We start from the raw sequence: 14,676 nt of genomic DNA on the forward strand, positions 1-14,676 counted from the left end.
ATTTTTGCAGAAACAGTAAAAGGTTTTAAAAACCTAAAATTACTTTTGCAATGTAGAAAAACAGGAATATGCCAAAAATGTCGTTACTGGTAGTAATAAAAGGGCCGGTAGCTATGGCGGGATCTATCCCTTTTTTATCGAGAATAATGGGTACGAAGGTACCTATAAGGGCAGCTACTATGATCACACAGAGCATTGAAATGGCAATGGTTAAACTAAAAATTATGTCCATATTGGTGATTACACCAAATAATATGACCAAGACACCCAGTGTAACACCACTTATCAGGCTTAACCCTATTTCTTTTAAAAGTCGGTCAAAAAGGCTTCCTTTTACATTGTTATTGGCCAGTCCCTGTACAATAATAGCCGATGATTGTACACCTACATTACCGGCCATGGCCGCAATAAGGGGTGTGAAAAAGAAAAGCTCCTTGTATTTATTAAGGGCTTCCTCAAAGCCTTCCATAATAAACACACTGCCAAGCCCCCCAAAAAGACCGAGTACCAGCCAGGGTAATCGTGCCCGTACCAGCTCTTTTATGTTATCATCGGCCTCCACTTCCTGGGTGATACCTGCAGCAAGCTGATAATCTTTCTCGGCTTCTTCCCGAATTACATCTACAATATCATCAATAGTTATCCTCCCTGCCAGACGCCCCAGCTCATCTACCACTGGAATGGCTTCCAGATCGTATTTAGACATTACTTTGGCTACTTCCTCGGCTTTATCATTTATATTAACATAATCTACTTTAGGAATATATATATCGGCAATTTGTGTTTTAGTTGAGGTGGTAAGTAGATCTTTTAGAGAGAGGCGACCTTTAAGGCGGTCTGCATCATCTACTACATAAATGGAATGCACCCGAGTCACATTTTCGGCCTGGGCCCTCATTTCTTTTACGCACCGCAATACACTCCAGTTTTCGTTTACTTTTACCAATTCTTTTGCCATAAGACCCCCGGCGGTGTCTTCGTCATAACGAAGAAGCTCCATAATATCCCGGGCGTGTTCTTCATCTTCAATTTGGGAAATTACTTCCTGCTTTCGGGATTCGGGTAGTTCTGCAATAATATCGGCAGCGTCATCGGTATCCAGTTCCTGAAGTTCTCCGGCAATTTCTTTATCTGAAAGATTTGCGAGTATTTGTTCTCTGATATCTTCATCCAGTTCGGCAAGTATATCGGAAGTTTTACCGCTGTCCAGTAGTTTAATAATATGGGTGGCTTCCTCCAGATTGAGCTCACCAATGACTTCGGCAACATCGGCATAGTGATAGTCGCCGAGAATTGACAAAAGTTCTTTGTCATTTCGGTTTTGAATAAGCGTTTCAATTTGCGCTATAAGGTCGTCAGTGAGTTGAAACGGAGTCATTATCTATCTTTTGGGTTAAGCCGATGAATTCTGAAACACTCAGTTGTTCCGGTCGTTGCCCAAAGATAGCATCTTCTTTTAAATTTTCAGAAAGTTGAAAACTTTTTAAACTGTTACGAAGGGTTTTACGCCGTTGATTAAAAGCAGTTTTAACGACTTTAAAAAAGAGGACTTCGTTACAGGAGAGTGTACAGGGTTCTTTACGGGTAAGACGCAATACACCACTTTTTACTTTTGGGGGTGGTGTGAATACATGTTCTGCTACGGTAAACAGGTACTCGGCATGATAAAATGCCTGTACCAGTACAGACAGGATACCGTAGGTTTTACTGCCTTCGCGTTCACAAATTCGCTGGGCAACTTCTTTTTGGAACATACCTGAAAACTCGGGTACTACATGCCGCATCTCGAGCATTCTGAAAACAATTTGAGAAGAAATATTATAAGGAAAATTACCAATAATAGCAAAAGGCTTAGCTCCTAAAATACGGGAAAAATCATATTTAAGAAAATCTTCATTAATAATATGGCCTTTTAGAACAGGGTAGTACTCCTCAAGATAGGCAACAGATTCTTTATCGATCTCTACTACCCAGGTAGTCACCGGTTTTGCCAACAGGTATTTGGTAAGTACGCCCATACCCGGACCAATTTCTACAACATCATCATACCCTTTAAACGATAGCGAATGGGCAATTTTTTCGGCAATAGACTCATCGTTGAGAAAATGCTGCCCCAAATGCTTTTTTGCACGAACCCTATCCATATTATTGAGATAAGCTGCTTACTTCGCGGGCTATGGCACTTTCAATTTCAACCCGATCGGTTTTGCGTAACCAGGAAAGTTCCAGGTCTATTTGTTGGTTGCTATGGGTAACTACAAAAGGCTCGCTGCCTCCTTTTGAAGGGTAGAATATCTTGATGTCTTTAAAGAATATTTTACGGTTTTTGTAACGCAAATGATCTTTTTCCAGTATGATTACCGGCTTATTGGAGGTAATCACGATGTACATGGCAAACAGGGCGAGTAGTAGAAAAACCCCCAACAGAACAAACATAATAACCTGTGCCCACAATCGCTGTATGTTCCCTAAGAAGGTGTAGATTATAAAATCATACAGTAAATATGTAATACCAATACATATCACCAGGAGGCCCAGTTTCAGATAGTACACATTATTGGCTTTATATATTTTATTCATAATGATGTTCACTTTTAATTTCAAGTTCGGTTCTAAAGGCAACAAACTTATTGGCAAACCGTTGCATACCGTCTTTTCGTAAACGGTCTGCATCTTCATCGTAATACCGCTGAAGTGTTTGTTTGTTACCGGTAAAGTATTGTACAGAGTAGGTAGTACCCCCCATTTCTTCATCTGCCAATACTTTTAGCATACGTGCATGTGTAAATTTTCCGGTAGCCAGCATATCGGGAATATGTATAGTATTCATCCACTCATACCAGTCATCATGAACGTCATTGTCAATATTTATAGTTACATTATAGATGTACATTTATGTTTTTTTAAGTGTGCAAAGGTACAAAGATTATCAGGCCTGAGATTTTTAATTTATGGCATCTCCACGCAATGCGCGGTATCGTTTTCTTGAGGTTACGTAATAAATACTGTCTGGGTGATTAAATATAATTTTTTCATAGAACTCCCGTGCTTTTTCTGGGTTCCCCAGTTTGTTTTCATACAACTGTGCCAGTGCAAACAGCGCATCATCTGCCAGAATATCATAGCCGTAAAACTCTATGATCTTAAGGTAATTGACTTTTGCACGTTCGTATGCACCTGTTTTTTCAAGCAGAGTGGCCTGTTTAAACAAAGCTTCATCTTCAATTCGCGCTCCTTTATGATCTTTTAAAATAGCATCGAGCAGGGTAATCGCTTCTTTATTTTTGTTTTGATAGGCCATAAGATCTGCCTTTGCATAGATCCTTAGAGCTGTTTTTGTTGAGTCTTCGAGCGAGTTGTCGGAAATAAGGAGACTTAACTGCATGGCATCATTGGCAATAAGCTGTGTGGTTGATGAACGCAATACTTTTAGTTGTGTAAGCGCCCAGTCAAAATCACCTTTATAAAAACTGGTTTTAGCTACTTTAAAGCGTGCGGTTTGGGCAATTACATCATTTTTTAGGGCTTTTTGAACCTGTGAGAAATAAATAAGAGCCTTATTAAACTTTTCATCATATACTAAAATGTCACCAAGGTTGATCTTAAGTTTTGCTAACTCAAACCTCGAAACCCGCAAGTCCAGGCTTTCGGTTAACATTTTAATGGCCTCTTGTGTTTTGTTTAAATGAAAAGCCAGAAAGCGGGCATAGGCAATCTGGAGCGAAATAGTTTCTGCCGAAGTTCCGAAATCAAGTATCAAAGTTTTGAACTTCTCTTCTATATTCCTGTAACTTTTTTTATCGGCATTCGCAATTTCCAATTCGGTAATATACAAATGCGCATCGAGTTGTATGGAACGGTCTGCACTGTTTTCTATAACATAATTAAAAACATCGATAGCTATTTCGTCTGCTCCTTGTTCCATACATACTAACCCCAGGCTCATGACACGCTTTACGGTAGAAACCTGTGAACGTTTGAAAATAGCCTTTTCCTGGATAAAGGCATTCTTGTATTGCTTTTGTTGTACGTACAACCAGCTTAAGATCTCATTCCACAAAAGATCTGGTGTGGATTGTAGTTTTTCGAGTAATACTTTTTTTAAAATGAGATTGTTTTCACTGGAAGGGTCTTCATCCAAAAACTGACTGATCCGGTTGGTGATGGTTCTCAGGTAGCTTTCGTTTTTCTGTATAAGTTCCAGATAACTGGAAAACATTTTCTCAATATTCCCCATTTCCCCATAGATGCGGGCAATTTCCAGTTGAATATTCGTGTTGGGCTTAACGGCTATAGACCTTTCGTAAACCCTGAGGGCGTAGTCTAATAAGGCTCTCTTTTTGAAAGCACTGCCAATTACGAAAGCAAAATTGGGACTTTGTTCTACATGGGCTGCTGCTTTTTCGTAATAGTAAACGGCTTTTTCCTGTTGTCCCTGAAGTTGATAGTTGTACCCTAACTCTACTAAAAGGTTAGGTGGGAAAAAAGAAGATTCTTCCCGAGAGCGTAAAAGTTGTTCGGCTTCCTGATATCTTTCCAGTTGTTGGTGACTTTCGATGAGATATTGCAGAAAATCCATTCGCCCCGGATTCTTTTGATACAACTTTTCATAAAGCACTAAAGCCTTTTCAAAGTCTCCATCTTCAAAATACTGCATGGCAAGGGCATCACTTTGGGAAAAAAGGAAGCCACTGCACAAAAGGGCAATAAATACCGTGAGTTTCTTCAAAATGGGTATGGTTTTCTCCAAATATAACATAACCCGGGCAATTTATAAGTTAATTATTTTTAAAAAGAAAAAGACCCGGAATCAGATCCGGGTCAAACCAACCAAAAAAATAATAGTGCTATTAATCAATATACTTAACTCTTGATTCTACTATTGATCTGGTTATATTCTAGATTGATTAAAACCTAAAAAATACTTATTGCCAAATCCTTAATCTATACGTGTTGAGATGAAATGCGAAAGATGGAAAATAGTTACACATCATAGTATTAAGTAAGATTTGGCTTATCAAATATAGGAAAAATATAGTGAAAGGCAAACTTACTCTATCATGTCAAAGCCGGTGTAGGGTATAAGTATTTCGGGAATACGTATTCCTTGATCGGTCTGGTAATTTTCCAAAATGCCGGCAAGCACTCTGGGCAATGCCAGTGAGCTGCCATTGAGGGTATGAGCAAGCCTGCTCTTACCATCAGTATCCTTAAACCGGAGTTTTAGCCTGTTGGACTGATAGGTCTCAAAATTAGAAACAGAGCTTATTTCCAGCCATCGTTGTTGTGCGGTAGAGTACACTTCAAAATCATAGGTAAGCGCAGCCGTAAACCCAAGGTCGCCACCACAGAGCCGTAAAATACGATACGGTAATTTTAGCTCCCGTAATAATGTTTTCACATGGTCAACCATACCATCTAAAGCCTGGTAAGAGCGATCGGGGTGTTCTATACGTACAATTTCTACCTTGTCAAACTGATGTAGCCTGTTGAGCCCTCTTACATGCGCGCCGTAACTTCCCGCTTCCCGTCTGAAACAGGGTGTAAAAGCCGTGCAGCAAATAGGAAAATCATTTTCAGATAAAAGGGTGTCCCGGAAAAAATTGGTCATTGGTACTTCAGCGGTAGGAATTAAATAGAGGTCATCTTCACCAATATAATACATTTGTCCTTCTTTATCGGGAAGTTGCCCCGTTCCGTAACCAGAGGTCTCATTTACCACATAAGGAGGTTGGTATTCTGTGTAACCGGCTTCAGTATTCTTATCCAGAAAATAAGTAACCAGCGCCCTTTGTAAACGCGCTCCCTTGCCTTTGTAAACCGGAAATCCCGCTCCGGTAATTTTGGTGCCGAGCTCAAAGTCAATAAGGTCATATTTCTTGGCCAGTTCCCAATGAGGAAGTGCTTCTCCGGGTAGCTCGGGAATATCTCCTTCTTTAAACACCTCTTCATTGTCCTCATCGGTATTTCCCGTAGGAACAGAGGCATGCGGGGTATTCGGTATTTTGTAAAGTACTTCGGTAAGTTCGGTTGCTGTTTGACTAAGCTTTTCCTGAAATACTTTTGATTGTTGTTTTAGCTGTGTAGTTTGTTCTTTTAAAGCCTGGGCCTCTTCTTTCTGGCCGTTTTTAAAGAGGTCTCCTATCTGTTTGGATAATTTATTGGACTGTGAAAGGGTGGTATCCAACTGGGTTTGCAAACTTCTTCGCTCTTCATCCAGTTTAATAACGGTGTCTATCAGGCTTTCTGCATCCATATTGCGTTTGGCAAGTGCCTGAACAACTGCTTCCTTGTTTTCCCTAATAAATGGTACCTGTAACATAATTGTGTATTTTAATAAATTACCCTGACTGTAGCAGGTTTAAAATCCGGCAACAAATTTAGGGCAAATATCAGATAAAATATTGCGTATTATTCTTTTTCTGAGGGTAATATCCAGTCATGGTGCTTAAAGTGGGACCAGGGTTCTGCCGCAAGGTCCACTTCGGGGTCAATAAGGGTTTTAAGAGTTCCCTGATTCACACGTACTTTGCCTTTAGCATAGATAGCCACATCGTTGCCCAGTGCATTTTCATTTTTCTTGATCCTTTGCGCGAACTGCCATATCACATCGGGCTTTGAGGCAATCATACGCGACTGTTTAGGACTTAAGAATTCTTTGGGATCGATAATTTTGGTTTTACCGGTATCCTTGTTTACTACTTTAAAAGAGATGTAACCGCTTTTGGTACGCAGCATCATACGCCAGCTCATGCGGTGTCCCTCTTCGGTCCACAGTACATCATCTTTTATAACCCAGTGTCTTAACGGAAGCAGAATATGGATCACAAAATAGATCACAGCGAGACTCAGGTACAGATTGCGTTTTTCAGGTATTTGTATCTCGTTTCCTTCATATTTGGGCTTACGAGGCAAAAAGAGCCGGCGAATGGTTTCCGGAGGATAGAAAAATACGGTAAAAGCCAGGGAAAGATAAGGAAAGATACCTATCTGAAATACAATAGAGTTAAATATGTGGAAAAACACCGAAGCCGCAAAGGCCATATTTCGGGTAGGTTTCCAAAGCAGTAACGGTACTATAAGTAAATCGAATAAAATACCGGAATACGCAATAAAGTAATGCGTAGATTTTTCCTGTAACCAGGCACCAATTAACGGATAATCTGCTTTTGAGGCCATAAGGCTCTGTACGGCAGTGGTATCTAACCAGTCCGGATAAATCTTGGCTACAGATGCATATGTATATACCACCCACAGTTTTACAACAATGATCACGATACACCATCTGGGCATAGAAAGAGACTTTAAAGAAGGTTTTCTTTTTACATCCCATGAATAATACCGGTGTGCCGGAAGGATCAACATCAGCAAACAAATAAAAATTAGAAGGTAATAATGGTTGTTATAGGAAGCTTTTTGCATTAAATAGGTGGCCGTCCACATAACGGTAAAAATGCTAAGGCTCAGGCGGTACCGATACCCAAACATGACCATAAGCCCCATAATACTCATGAATGCATAATAGTAATACATACCATTTCCGGGTAAGGGCTGTAGCCATTCAAGGCCTATAAAATTAAAAGTAAACTCCGGTTCAACCAATGTGTAACCTATCCATCCGGTAACAATGGCCCCTGCAGTCTCAAGAAATAAGAGCAGGCCAAAGAGTATTCTGAAAACAATAAGGGGAGCATTGTCAACCTGAGTAAAAAGAAGTCTATTAAGTTTTTCTTTCCCTAACATGGATCAAAGCATTTTTTTTGTCTGTTTTCAACTGTTCTTTAAGTGCATGAATGGAGTCAAACCTTTTTTCATCTCTCAGTCTTTCCAGGAGGTGAATACGCAGTTTTTTTCCGTAGAGGTCCTCATTAAAATCAAAAAAATTGATTTCTATGGTCTTGTTAGTGCCATTAACGGTGGGATTAAACCCAATATTCATCATTCCGTGAACCATACGGCCGTCAATATCGCATCTTACCACATAAACACCGTTTTCGGGAATGAGTTTGTACGGTTCTTCTATGTGTAAATTGGCGGTGGGAAAATCAATTTGGCGCCCAAGGCCTTTTCCCTTTTCAATGCGCCCGGTTAACATAAAGTCATATCCCAGGTATGCATTTGCGGTAGCAATATCGCCTTCACTAAGGGCTTTTCGTATTTTGGTGGAGCTAACAGATACTTCATTGATCTCTTCTGCCGGGATCTCTTCAACATCAAAGTTATAGGCAGCTCCAAATTCGATAAGGTCTTTAATGGTAGCTGTTCGGTTTCTACCAAAACGATGGTCATAACCAATAACTACTTTTTTTGCATGCAGTTTTTTTACCAGAAGATCTCTTACAAATTCAAGAGCGGTAAGTCTTGAAAAATCTTTAGTAAAAGGATGTATTATGAGTTGGTCAAGACCTGTGGTTTTCAGGATATCTTTTTTTTCATCAAGCGTAGTGATCATTTTGAGATCTGCATTTTGTTGCAGGACCATACGCGGATGAGGAAAAAAAGTTAATATGGTGGATAATAGGTCGTTAGCATTGGCTCCGGCTACTAACTTTTCTATGATTTTTCGGTGTCCGATATGTACTCCGTCAAAAGTACCAATAGTAACAATTGTATGAACCGGATTGTTAAAATTTTCTATGTCGTTAAATGTTATCACTTAAAAAAAGAGTTCAGAATAAAATAAAGACTTATGTTTGTGATAGTAAGATACTAAAAGTAAAAACTTTTCTTTTCCATGAAAACAAACTTACGGTATGTTTTTACAATAACCATAATTTTTCTCAGCTTTTACCATATCAACGCGCAAAGCGGTTATTGGGAACCTTACAGCGGGAATAAAAAATCTGAAAATTATACGTTAAGGTCACTTAAAGAGGAAGGGTACACCCTACTTACTTTGGATGAAAAGGCATTTGTAAACGCACTTGCCCAGGCACCTGCAAGGGGTCGGTTTTCGGGCGTGTCAAACACCACAATGATGTTGCCAGACGATACGGGTAAATTGATCTCTTTTGACGTGTATGAAGCCCCGGTGCTTTCCCCAGAACTTTCGGCAAAATATCCGGATATACGTTCCTACGTGGGCTACAGTACAGATGGTGAGCAAACAAAAGTACGTTTTAGTGTTTCTCCCCAGGGTATTCAGCACATGATGCGTTTTTCAGGGCATCATACTGTTTTTATGGAAAAACTTTCCAGAGAAGGAAGTCAATACATTGTATATACCAGAGATGCAAGAGAGACCCCAAAAGAGATGGTGTGTAGCACCGAAATGCGAAAAGAAGACAGAAAGGTTGCGGCAAACAGGGATACAAACGACCAAACCCTGCGAAGGTACAGGCTGGCTGTTTCTACCACTGGAGAATATACCTCTTTTCACGGAGGTACAGTAGCAGGAGCACTGGCTGCCATTAATGCCACGGTTACCCGGGTGAACGAAGTATTTGAAAATGATTTTTCGGTTACGTTGGAAGTGATTGCGAATACCGAGCAGGTAATCTTCACCGATGCTGCGACCGATCCTTACAACGAAACCGGTTTAAATTCGGCATTACAGGCTACATTAAGTACTACTATTGGGGAAGCTGCGTATGATGTGGGTCACCTGTTTCACCGGGCAGCAAACGACGGGAATGCAGGTTGTATTGGTTGTGTATGTATTAACGGGCGTAAGGGAAGTGCCTATTCATCTGCCACCAGCCCCACGGGAGATACATTTGATATTGATTATGTAGCGCATGAACTGGGTCATCAGTTTGGGGCCAATCATACCTGGTCCTTTGATACGGAAGCCACAGGCGTAAATGCAGAGCCGGGAAGTGGTACCACCATTATGGCCTATGCAGGCATTACCGGGGCCAATAATGTACAATTGAACAGTGACCCGTATTTTCATTTCTGGAGCATTTTTCAGGTAGCCTCTTATATTGCGACCACTACCTGTGATGTAGAAACTGCACTTACCAACAACCCACCTGCAGCCAATGCAGGTACCGATTACAAGATACCCAGGTCAACTGCATTTTTACTTGCCGGTACAGGGAGTGATCCCGATACGGGTGATGTGCTCACCTACACCTGGGAACAAATAGACGATGGTATTATACGAAATACTACTTTTGGGCCTACCAATACCCGGGGGGCCAATTTCAGATCATTACCTCCTTCAACTCAACCAATAAGGTACATGCCCAGGCTTGAAAGAGTAGTGAACGGAACCCTTACCCAGGTAAACCCTATGCTTAATGATGCATGGGAAACCGTTTCCAATGTGGGGCGTACCATGGATTTTGCATTTACCGTTCGCGATAATGCAGCGGGTGGCGGACAAACAGCTTCCGATATCGTTCGGCTTACTGTTTTGGAGGAAGCAGGGCCTTTTGCCGTAACTTCACAAAATGCTCTGGAAACCTGGAGTGCAGGTACCGTAGAAACCATAACCTGGGATGTTGCCAATACCAGTACAGCTCCCGTTAATGCACAACAGGTAGATATATTACTTTCTACTGACGGAGGACAGACATTTCCCGTCACTCTGGCACAAAACACAAATAATGACGGGGAACACAAACTCATTGTACCCGGTGGTATAGCCACTACTTCCGCCCGTATCATGGTAAAAGCTTCCGATAATATTTTCTTTGCCGTAAATGGAGACAATTTTGCCATAGAAGAATCCGAATTTGTATTGGCTTTCCCGGAACTGGAAGGACTGGCGTGTCAACCGGACGATCTGGTGATCAATTTTGAATATCAGTCTTATGCGGGCTTTAGTGGAGAAACTACGTTTTCTACTTCCGGTTTACCCGCCGGGCTTACGGCCAGTTTTGTACCTGCGAGCACCTCTACAGATGGAACAAATGTACAAATGACCGTTTCAGGTACAGCATCTGTACCTACGGGAAGTTACTCTTTTACCATCACGGGAACCTCAGGTGCACTCGTACAAAACCTGTCTTTTGACCTTAATGTCTCAGAAGATTCCCTATCTCCGGCAACTTTGCTGGCACCTGCCAACGGCGCTACCGATGTTTTTTTTGATGTGGCTCTGCAATGGCAGGAAGACCCTTTGGCCGAGACCTATCTTCTGGAAATTGCGACCGATGCTACTTTTAGTGCTCCTCTTGTGAGTGCCGGCGTTATTGATACTTCCTATTTACCGGAAAACCTGCAACAGTCAACCACCTATTTCTGGAGAGTAAAGAGCCGGAATGCCTGTGGCGAAGGAGACTTTAGTCCCGTATTCAGTTTTACCATGGCTCCCGTAAATTGCAATACTTTTATATCGCGATCTACCCCAGTAACGATCTCAGAAAACGGAACCCCTTCTGTTTCCGCCGTTTTAAATGTAATAGATGATCTGCAGATTACCGATATTGATGTCTCTGTAGATATTACACATACCTTTGTTTCTGATCTTACTATTCGTTTGCGTTCTCCTTCTGGTACAGAGGTGGTATTGTTCTCCAGAAGTTGCGGAGAGCTGGAAAATATCGTAGCTGTTTTTGATGATGACGGGCAGCCGGCGACCTGCCGAGTAAACCCTCCGGCACTTGCGGGTGCTGTAGAGCCTGTACAATCACTTTCTTCTTTCTTTGGAGAATCTGCTGCGGGCCAGTGGACACTGTTGGTCGATGACTCTGAAAATATAGACGGGGGGAGTATTAATGATTTTAGAATATCGGTATGTGCTGCAGGGGTTTTTATTCCCGATCGTGACGCAGACGGTGTAGAAGATGATGATGATAACTGCCCCGATACGCCTAATCCTGCGCAGGAGGACCAGGACCAGGATGGAACAGGTGATGCTTGTGATACCGATGATGACAATGACGGGGTTAACGATGTAGATGATAACTGCCCGTTTACACCCAATGCGGGGCAGGAGAATGCCGATAATGACAGTGCAGGCGATGTCTGCGATCTGGATGACGACAATGACGGTATTGTTGACACGAATGATAATTGCCCGTTAACTCCTAATAATGACCAGGGAGATAATGATCTGGACGGATTGGGCGATGCCTGTGACCCGGATGATGACAATGACGGGATACTCGATGAGCAAGACAATTGCCCGTTTACTTTTAATCCCGATCAGTTAGATATTGATAATGATGGTGAAGGGGATGCCTGTGACGAGGATGTGCTGGTCTCAGAAGCCCTTACGCCTAACGGAGACGGTATTAACGATACCTGGACCATTATTAATATAGACCGGCACCCCAATGCAGTGATCACGGTATTCAACCGTCTCGGGAATGAGGTTTTCAGAACTACCGGTTATAATAATGACTGGAACGGAGTGTATAAAGACAGAAGCGAACGCCTTCCCGCCGGTTCATATTATTATCAGATAGATCTTGAAAATAACGGGTCTGCAGATTTTAGTGGCTGGATATATATAACCTATTAATGTTTGTTAAAAGCGATTATTCTGAAATGAACTATACTATAAAACGGTATGTTATTCTGGTTTTTTTCATGCTTACGGTAACCACGCAGGCACAGCAGGACCCGGATTATGTTTTTTACCGATATACTATGAATGCGGTGAATCCTGCTTATGCGGGATCGGAAGGAATTACCAGTGTGGTTCTTAACTTAAGGAACCAGTGGCAGGGTGTAGAAGATGCCCCCCAAACACAAACCTTTTTTGCCAGTACCACTTTAGGGGAAAAACTGGGTACCGGGCTTTCTATTGTAAACGACCAGACCTTTATTGAAAAGCAAACCGCTATTTATGTAGATTTTTCATATAAACTCCAGGTCTCAAGGGAAACCCATTTGTTTTTAGGGCTTAAAGCCGGAGGGAACTTTTTTGATGTAAATGCAGGCGGTCTGCAGACCTTTAACCGTACAGGAGATCCGCTGCTTACAGATCAGAGTAGTTTTAATCCTAATCTGGGGGTTGGGGCCCTGTTACAGCATGAAAAATACTTTGTGTCGCTTTCGGTACCGCGTCTTTTAAATATGACCAGGTTTGATGAAATAAACGGTACGGTAGTAGAAGCGACCGATGAGGTTCACATATATCTGGCCGGGGGATATGATTTTGAATTGTCTGACGAATGGCTTTTCAAACCTTCGGTGATGACGCGCTATGTAGCCGGGGCTCCTGTATCGGTAAATACGATCGCCGCATTTTCATACGATCAGAAATTTGAGTTCGGCCTGGCCTACCGTACAGACAGTGCCCTTGGCGGGCTTGCCCTTTTCAAAATAGCCAACTGGTTGCAGGCAGGATATGCCTATGAAAGCTCATTACGATCTGAGATCACTGAAGCTGCCAGTGGTACGCACGAACTTATTCTCCGGTTTTTTATAAACACTGATAATTAAATAAAAGATCAGGTATTATTAAAGTGATTCATGGTTCGTGAGATCCCTGACAATACAAATGATTTAATAAGTTCGCAGGAACGGTCCATACGTTCGGGTAGTTTTGAAGTTTCTTCATCAGACCAGTTTCCCAGTACATAATCTACTTGTCGCCCTTTAGAGAATTCGGCTCCTATACCAAAACGAAACCGGTTGTATTGAGTAGTTGCCAGCTTTTCCTGCAGGTCTTTAAGTCCATTATGGCCCCCGTCACTTCCTTTGGTCTTTACACGTAGGGTGCCAAAAGGCAGATTAATATCATCAGTGATCACAAGAAGGTTCTCCAGAGGTATTTTTTCTTTATCCAGCCAGTACTTTACTGCTTTGCCACTAAGGTTCATATAGGTGGCCGGTTTGAGAAAAATGAGTTTTCGGCCCTTAATACTGTAAGAAGCCAGTGCTCCCAGTTTTTGGTTCTCAAATATAAAATCTTCCTGAGAGGCAAAGTGATCCAGTATTTTAAAGCCAATATTATGGCGTGTGTTTTCGTAGTCACTGCCTATATTACCAAGTCCCGCAATGAGAAACTTTTTCATATTATCGGTTTTTGAGTGGGCTTCAGTGCTTTTTGGTGTATTGAAAAACTTAAAAAAACGTTTCATAAAAAGAGATCAAAACCTAAAAATAAAACATCCCGGCATGCCGGGATGTTTCTTTACTATGAAATACGCAAAAGGTATTATGCTTTTGCCGATTCTTTTTCTGCTTTTGCAGCATCCTGGGCAGCTTTCATTGCAGCACGCGAGATTCTTACCTGGCAAACTACCGTATTGTCCGGGTGCATAAGCTTGTAATTGTCATTCGTAAGTGAAGTAACATATAGCTTGTTCCCGATCTCTAACTCTGAAATATCTGCATAGATATAATCTGGCAGGTTTCCGGGAATAGCTTTTACTTTTAGCTTACGCTTGTTAAGACGTAAAACACCACCTCCCATTACTCCGGGAGATTTTCCGGTAACTTTAACAGGTACCTCCACGGTTACTTCGCGGTTTTCAAGTAACTCATAAAAATCTACATGTAGAATTTTATCAGATACCGGGTGAAACTGGATATCCTGAAGTATGGCTTTTACTTTGGTTCCATCTTCAAGATCAATTACTACCGTATGTACATCGGGCGTATAAACCAGTTTTGAAAATGATCGTTCATCTGCTGAAAAATGTAATGGTTTGTCTCCTCCGTACACTACGCAAGGAACCTTTCCAGCATTACGTAAGGCTTTTGTCGAGGACTTGCCCACGCTTTCTCTTTGAGATCCTTTAATGGTAATTGACTTCATTATAAATAGAATAA

Annotated in this window: 12 protein-coding genes; 2 read left to right on the plus strand and 10 right to left on the minus strand. The window is 41.6% G+C overall.

Features of this window, described 5'->3' with window-relative positions; translation table 11 throughout:
• Positions 1 to 25 precede the first annotated feature (25 nt).
• The 8 genes from mgtE to WAO84_RS13685 all read right to left on the minus strand — a co-directional run bounded on the left by mgtE (position 26) and on the right by WAO84_RS13685 (position 8,656).
• A complete protein-coding gene (gene mgtE / locus WAO84_RS13650) occupies positions 26 to 1,378 on the minus strand; it encodes a magnesium transporter (protein ID WP_340066483.1) in 1,353 nt (450 codons plus the stop codon).
• Positions 1,356 to 2,144: a 16S rRNA (adenine(1518)-N(6)/adenine(1519)-N(6))-dimethyltransferase RsmA gene (gene rsmA / locus WAO84_RS13655; RefSeq protein ID WP_340066484.1), complete on the minus strand. Its 789-nt coding sequence runs from the start codon at positions 2,142 to 2,144 to the stop codon at positions 1,356 to 1,358. The genes mgtE and rsmA overlap by 23 nt, the downstream gene beginning before the upstream one ends.
• Position 2,145: 1 nt before the next feature.
• The gene (locus WAO84_RS13660; protein WP_340066485.1) at positions 2,146 to 2,580 is read right to left on the minus strand and encodes a hypothetical protein; all 435 of its coding nucleotides are present in this window, start codon (positions 2,578 to 2,580) and stop codon (positions 2,146 to 2,148) included.
• Positions 2,573 to 2,893, minus strand: coding sequence for a DUF4286 family protein (locus WAO84_RS13665; protein ID WP_340066486.1), 321 nt, complete (start codon positions 2,891 to 2,893; stop codon positions 2,573 to 2,575). The genes WAO84_RS13660 and WAO84_RS13665 overlap by 8 nt, the downstream gene beginning before the upstream one ends.
• Positions 2,894 to 2,944: 51 nt before the next feature.
• The gene (locus tag WAO84_RS13670) at positions 2,945 to 4,729 is read right to left on the minus strand and encodes a tetratricopeptide repeat protein (RefSeq protein WP_340066487.1); all 1,785 of its coding nucleotides are present in this window, start codon (positions 4,727 to 4,729) and stop codon (positions 2,945 to 2,947) included.
• 321 nt (positions 4,730 to 5,050) lie between these two features.
• A complete protein-coding gene (gene serS, locus WAO84_RS13675) occupies positions 5,051 to 6,322 on the minus strand; it encodes a serine--tRNA ligase (protein ID WP_340066488.1) in 1,272 nt (423 codons plus the stop codon).
• Between the two features lie 89 nt (positions 6,323 to 6,411).
• On the minus strand, positions 6,412 to 7,743 hold the full coding sequence (locus WAO84_RS13680) for an HTTM domain-containing protein (RefSeq protein WP_340066489.1): 1,332 nt from the start codon (positions 7,741 to 7,743) through the stop codon (positions 6,412 to 6,414).
• Positions 7,721 to 8,656: a bifunctional riboflavin kinase/FAD synthetase gene (locus tag WAO84_RS13685; protein ID WP_340066490.1), complete on the minus strand. Its 936-nt coding sequence runs from the start codon at positions 8,654 to 8,656 to the stop codon at positions 7,721 to 7,723. Before WAO84_RS13685 ends, WAO84_RS13680 begins: the two co-directional genes overlap by 23 nt.
• Before the next feature lie 78 nt (positions 8,657 to 8,734).
• Here WAO84_RS13685 and WAO84_RS13690 point away from each other — a divergent pair, with 78 nt between their 5' ends.
• Both WAO84_RS13690 and WAO84_RS13695 read left to right on the plus strand, forming a co-directional pair.
• Positions 8,735 to 12,415, plus strand: coding sequence for a reprolysin-like metallopeptidase (locus WAO84_RS13690; RefSeq protein ID WP_340066491.1), 3,681 nt, complete (start codon positions 8,735 to 8,737; stop codon positions 12,413 to 12,415).
• 26 nt (positions 12,416 to 12,441) lie between these two features.
• Positions 12,442 to 13,341, plus strand: coding sequence for a PorP/SprF family type IX secretion system membrane protein (locus WAO84_RS13695; RefSeq protein WP_340066492.1), 900 nt, complete (start codon positions 12,442 to 12,444; stop codon positions 13,339 to 13,341).
• An 8-nt stretch (positions 13,342 to 13,349) separates the two neighbouring features.
• Here the strand turns inward: WAO84_RS13695 and pth are convergent, their stop codons facing one another.
• A complete protein-coding gene (gene pth, locus WAO84_RS13700) occupies positions 13,350 to 13,982 on the minus strand; it encodes an aminoacyl-tRNA hydrolase (protein ID WP_422614490.1) in 633 nt (210 codons plus the stop codon).
• 77 nt (positions 13,983 to 14,059) lie between these two features.
• Complete coding sequence (locus WAO84_RS13705) at positions 14,060 to 14,662, minus strand: 50S ribosomal protein L25/general stress protein Ctc (RefSeq protein WP_340066494.1); 603 nt, start codon at positions 14,660 to 14,662, stop codon at positions 14,060 to 14,062.
• Positions 14,663 to 14,676: the final 14 nt, after the last annotated feature.

Origin of the sequence: Ascidiimonas aurantiaca (assembly GCF_037646345.1) — a bacterium.
Classification (GTDB): domain Bacteria; phylum Bacteroidota; class Bacteroidia; order Flavobacteriales; family Flavobacteriaceae; genus Ascidiimonas; species Ascidiimonas aurantiaca.

Bases quoted from the DNA above. Each gene is read 5' to 3' on its own strand.
- mgtE (WP_340066483.1), bottom strand. From the start codon at position 1,378: ATGACTCCGTTTCAACTCACTGACGACCTTATAGCGCAAATTGAAACG.
- rsmA (WP_340066484.1), bottom strand. From the start codon at position 2,144: ATGGATAGGGTTCGTGCAAAAAAGCATTTGGGGCAGCATTTTCTCAAC.
- WAO84_RS13660 (WP_340066485.1), bottom strand. From the start codon at position 2,580: ATGAATAAAATATATAAAGCCAATAATGTGTACTATCTGAAACTGGGC.
- WAO84_RS13665 (WP_340066486.1), bottom strand. From the start codon at position 2,893: ATGTACATCTATAATGTAACTATAAATATTGACAATGACGTTCATGAT.
- serS (WP_340066488.1), bottom strand. From the start codon at position 6,322: ATGTTACAGGTACCATTTATTAGGGAAAACAAGGAAGCAGTTGTTCAG.
- WAO84_RS13680 (WP_340066489.1), bottom strand. From the start codon at position 7,743: ATGTTAGGGAAAGAAAAACTTAATAGACTTCTTTTTACTCAGGTTGAC.
- WAO84_RS13690 (WP_340066491.1), top strand. From the start codon at position 8,735: ATGAAAACAAACTTACGGTATGTTTTTACAATAACCATAATTTTTCTC.
- WAO84_RS13695 (WP_340066492.1), top strand. From the start codon at position 12,442: ATGAACTATACTATAAAACGGTATGTTATTCTGGTTTTTTTCATGCTT.
- pth (WP_422614490.1), bottom strand. From the start codon at position 13,982: ATGAAACGTTTTTTTAAGTTTTTCAATACACCAAAAAGCACTGAAGCC.
- WAO84_RS13705 (WP_340066494.1), bottom strand. From the start codon at position 14,662: ATGAAGTCAATTACCATTAAAGGATCTCAAAGAGAAAGCGTGGGCAAG.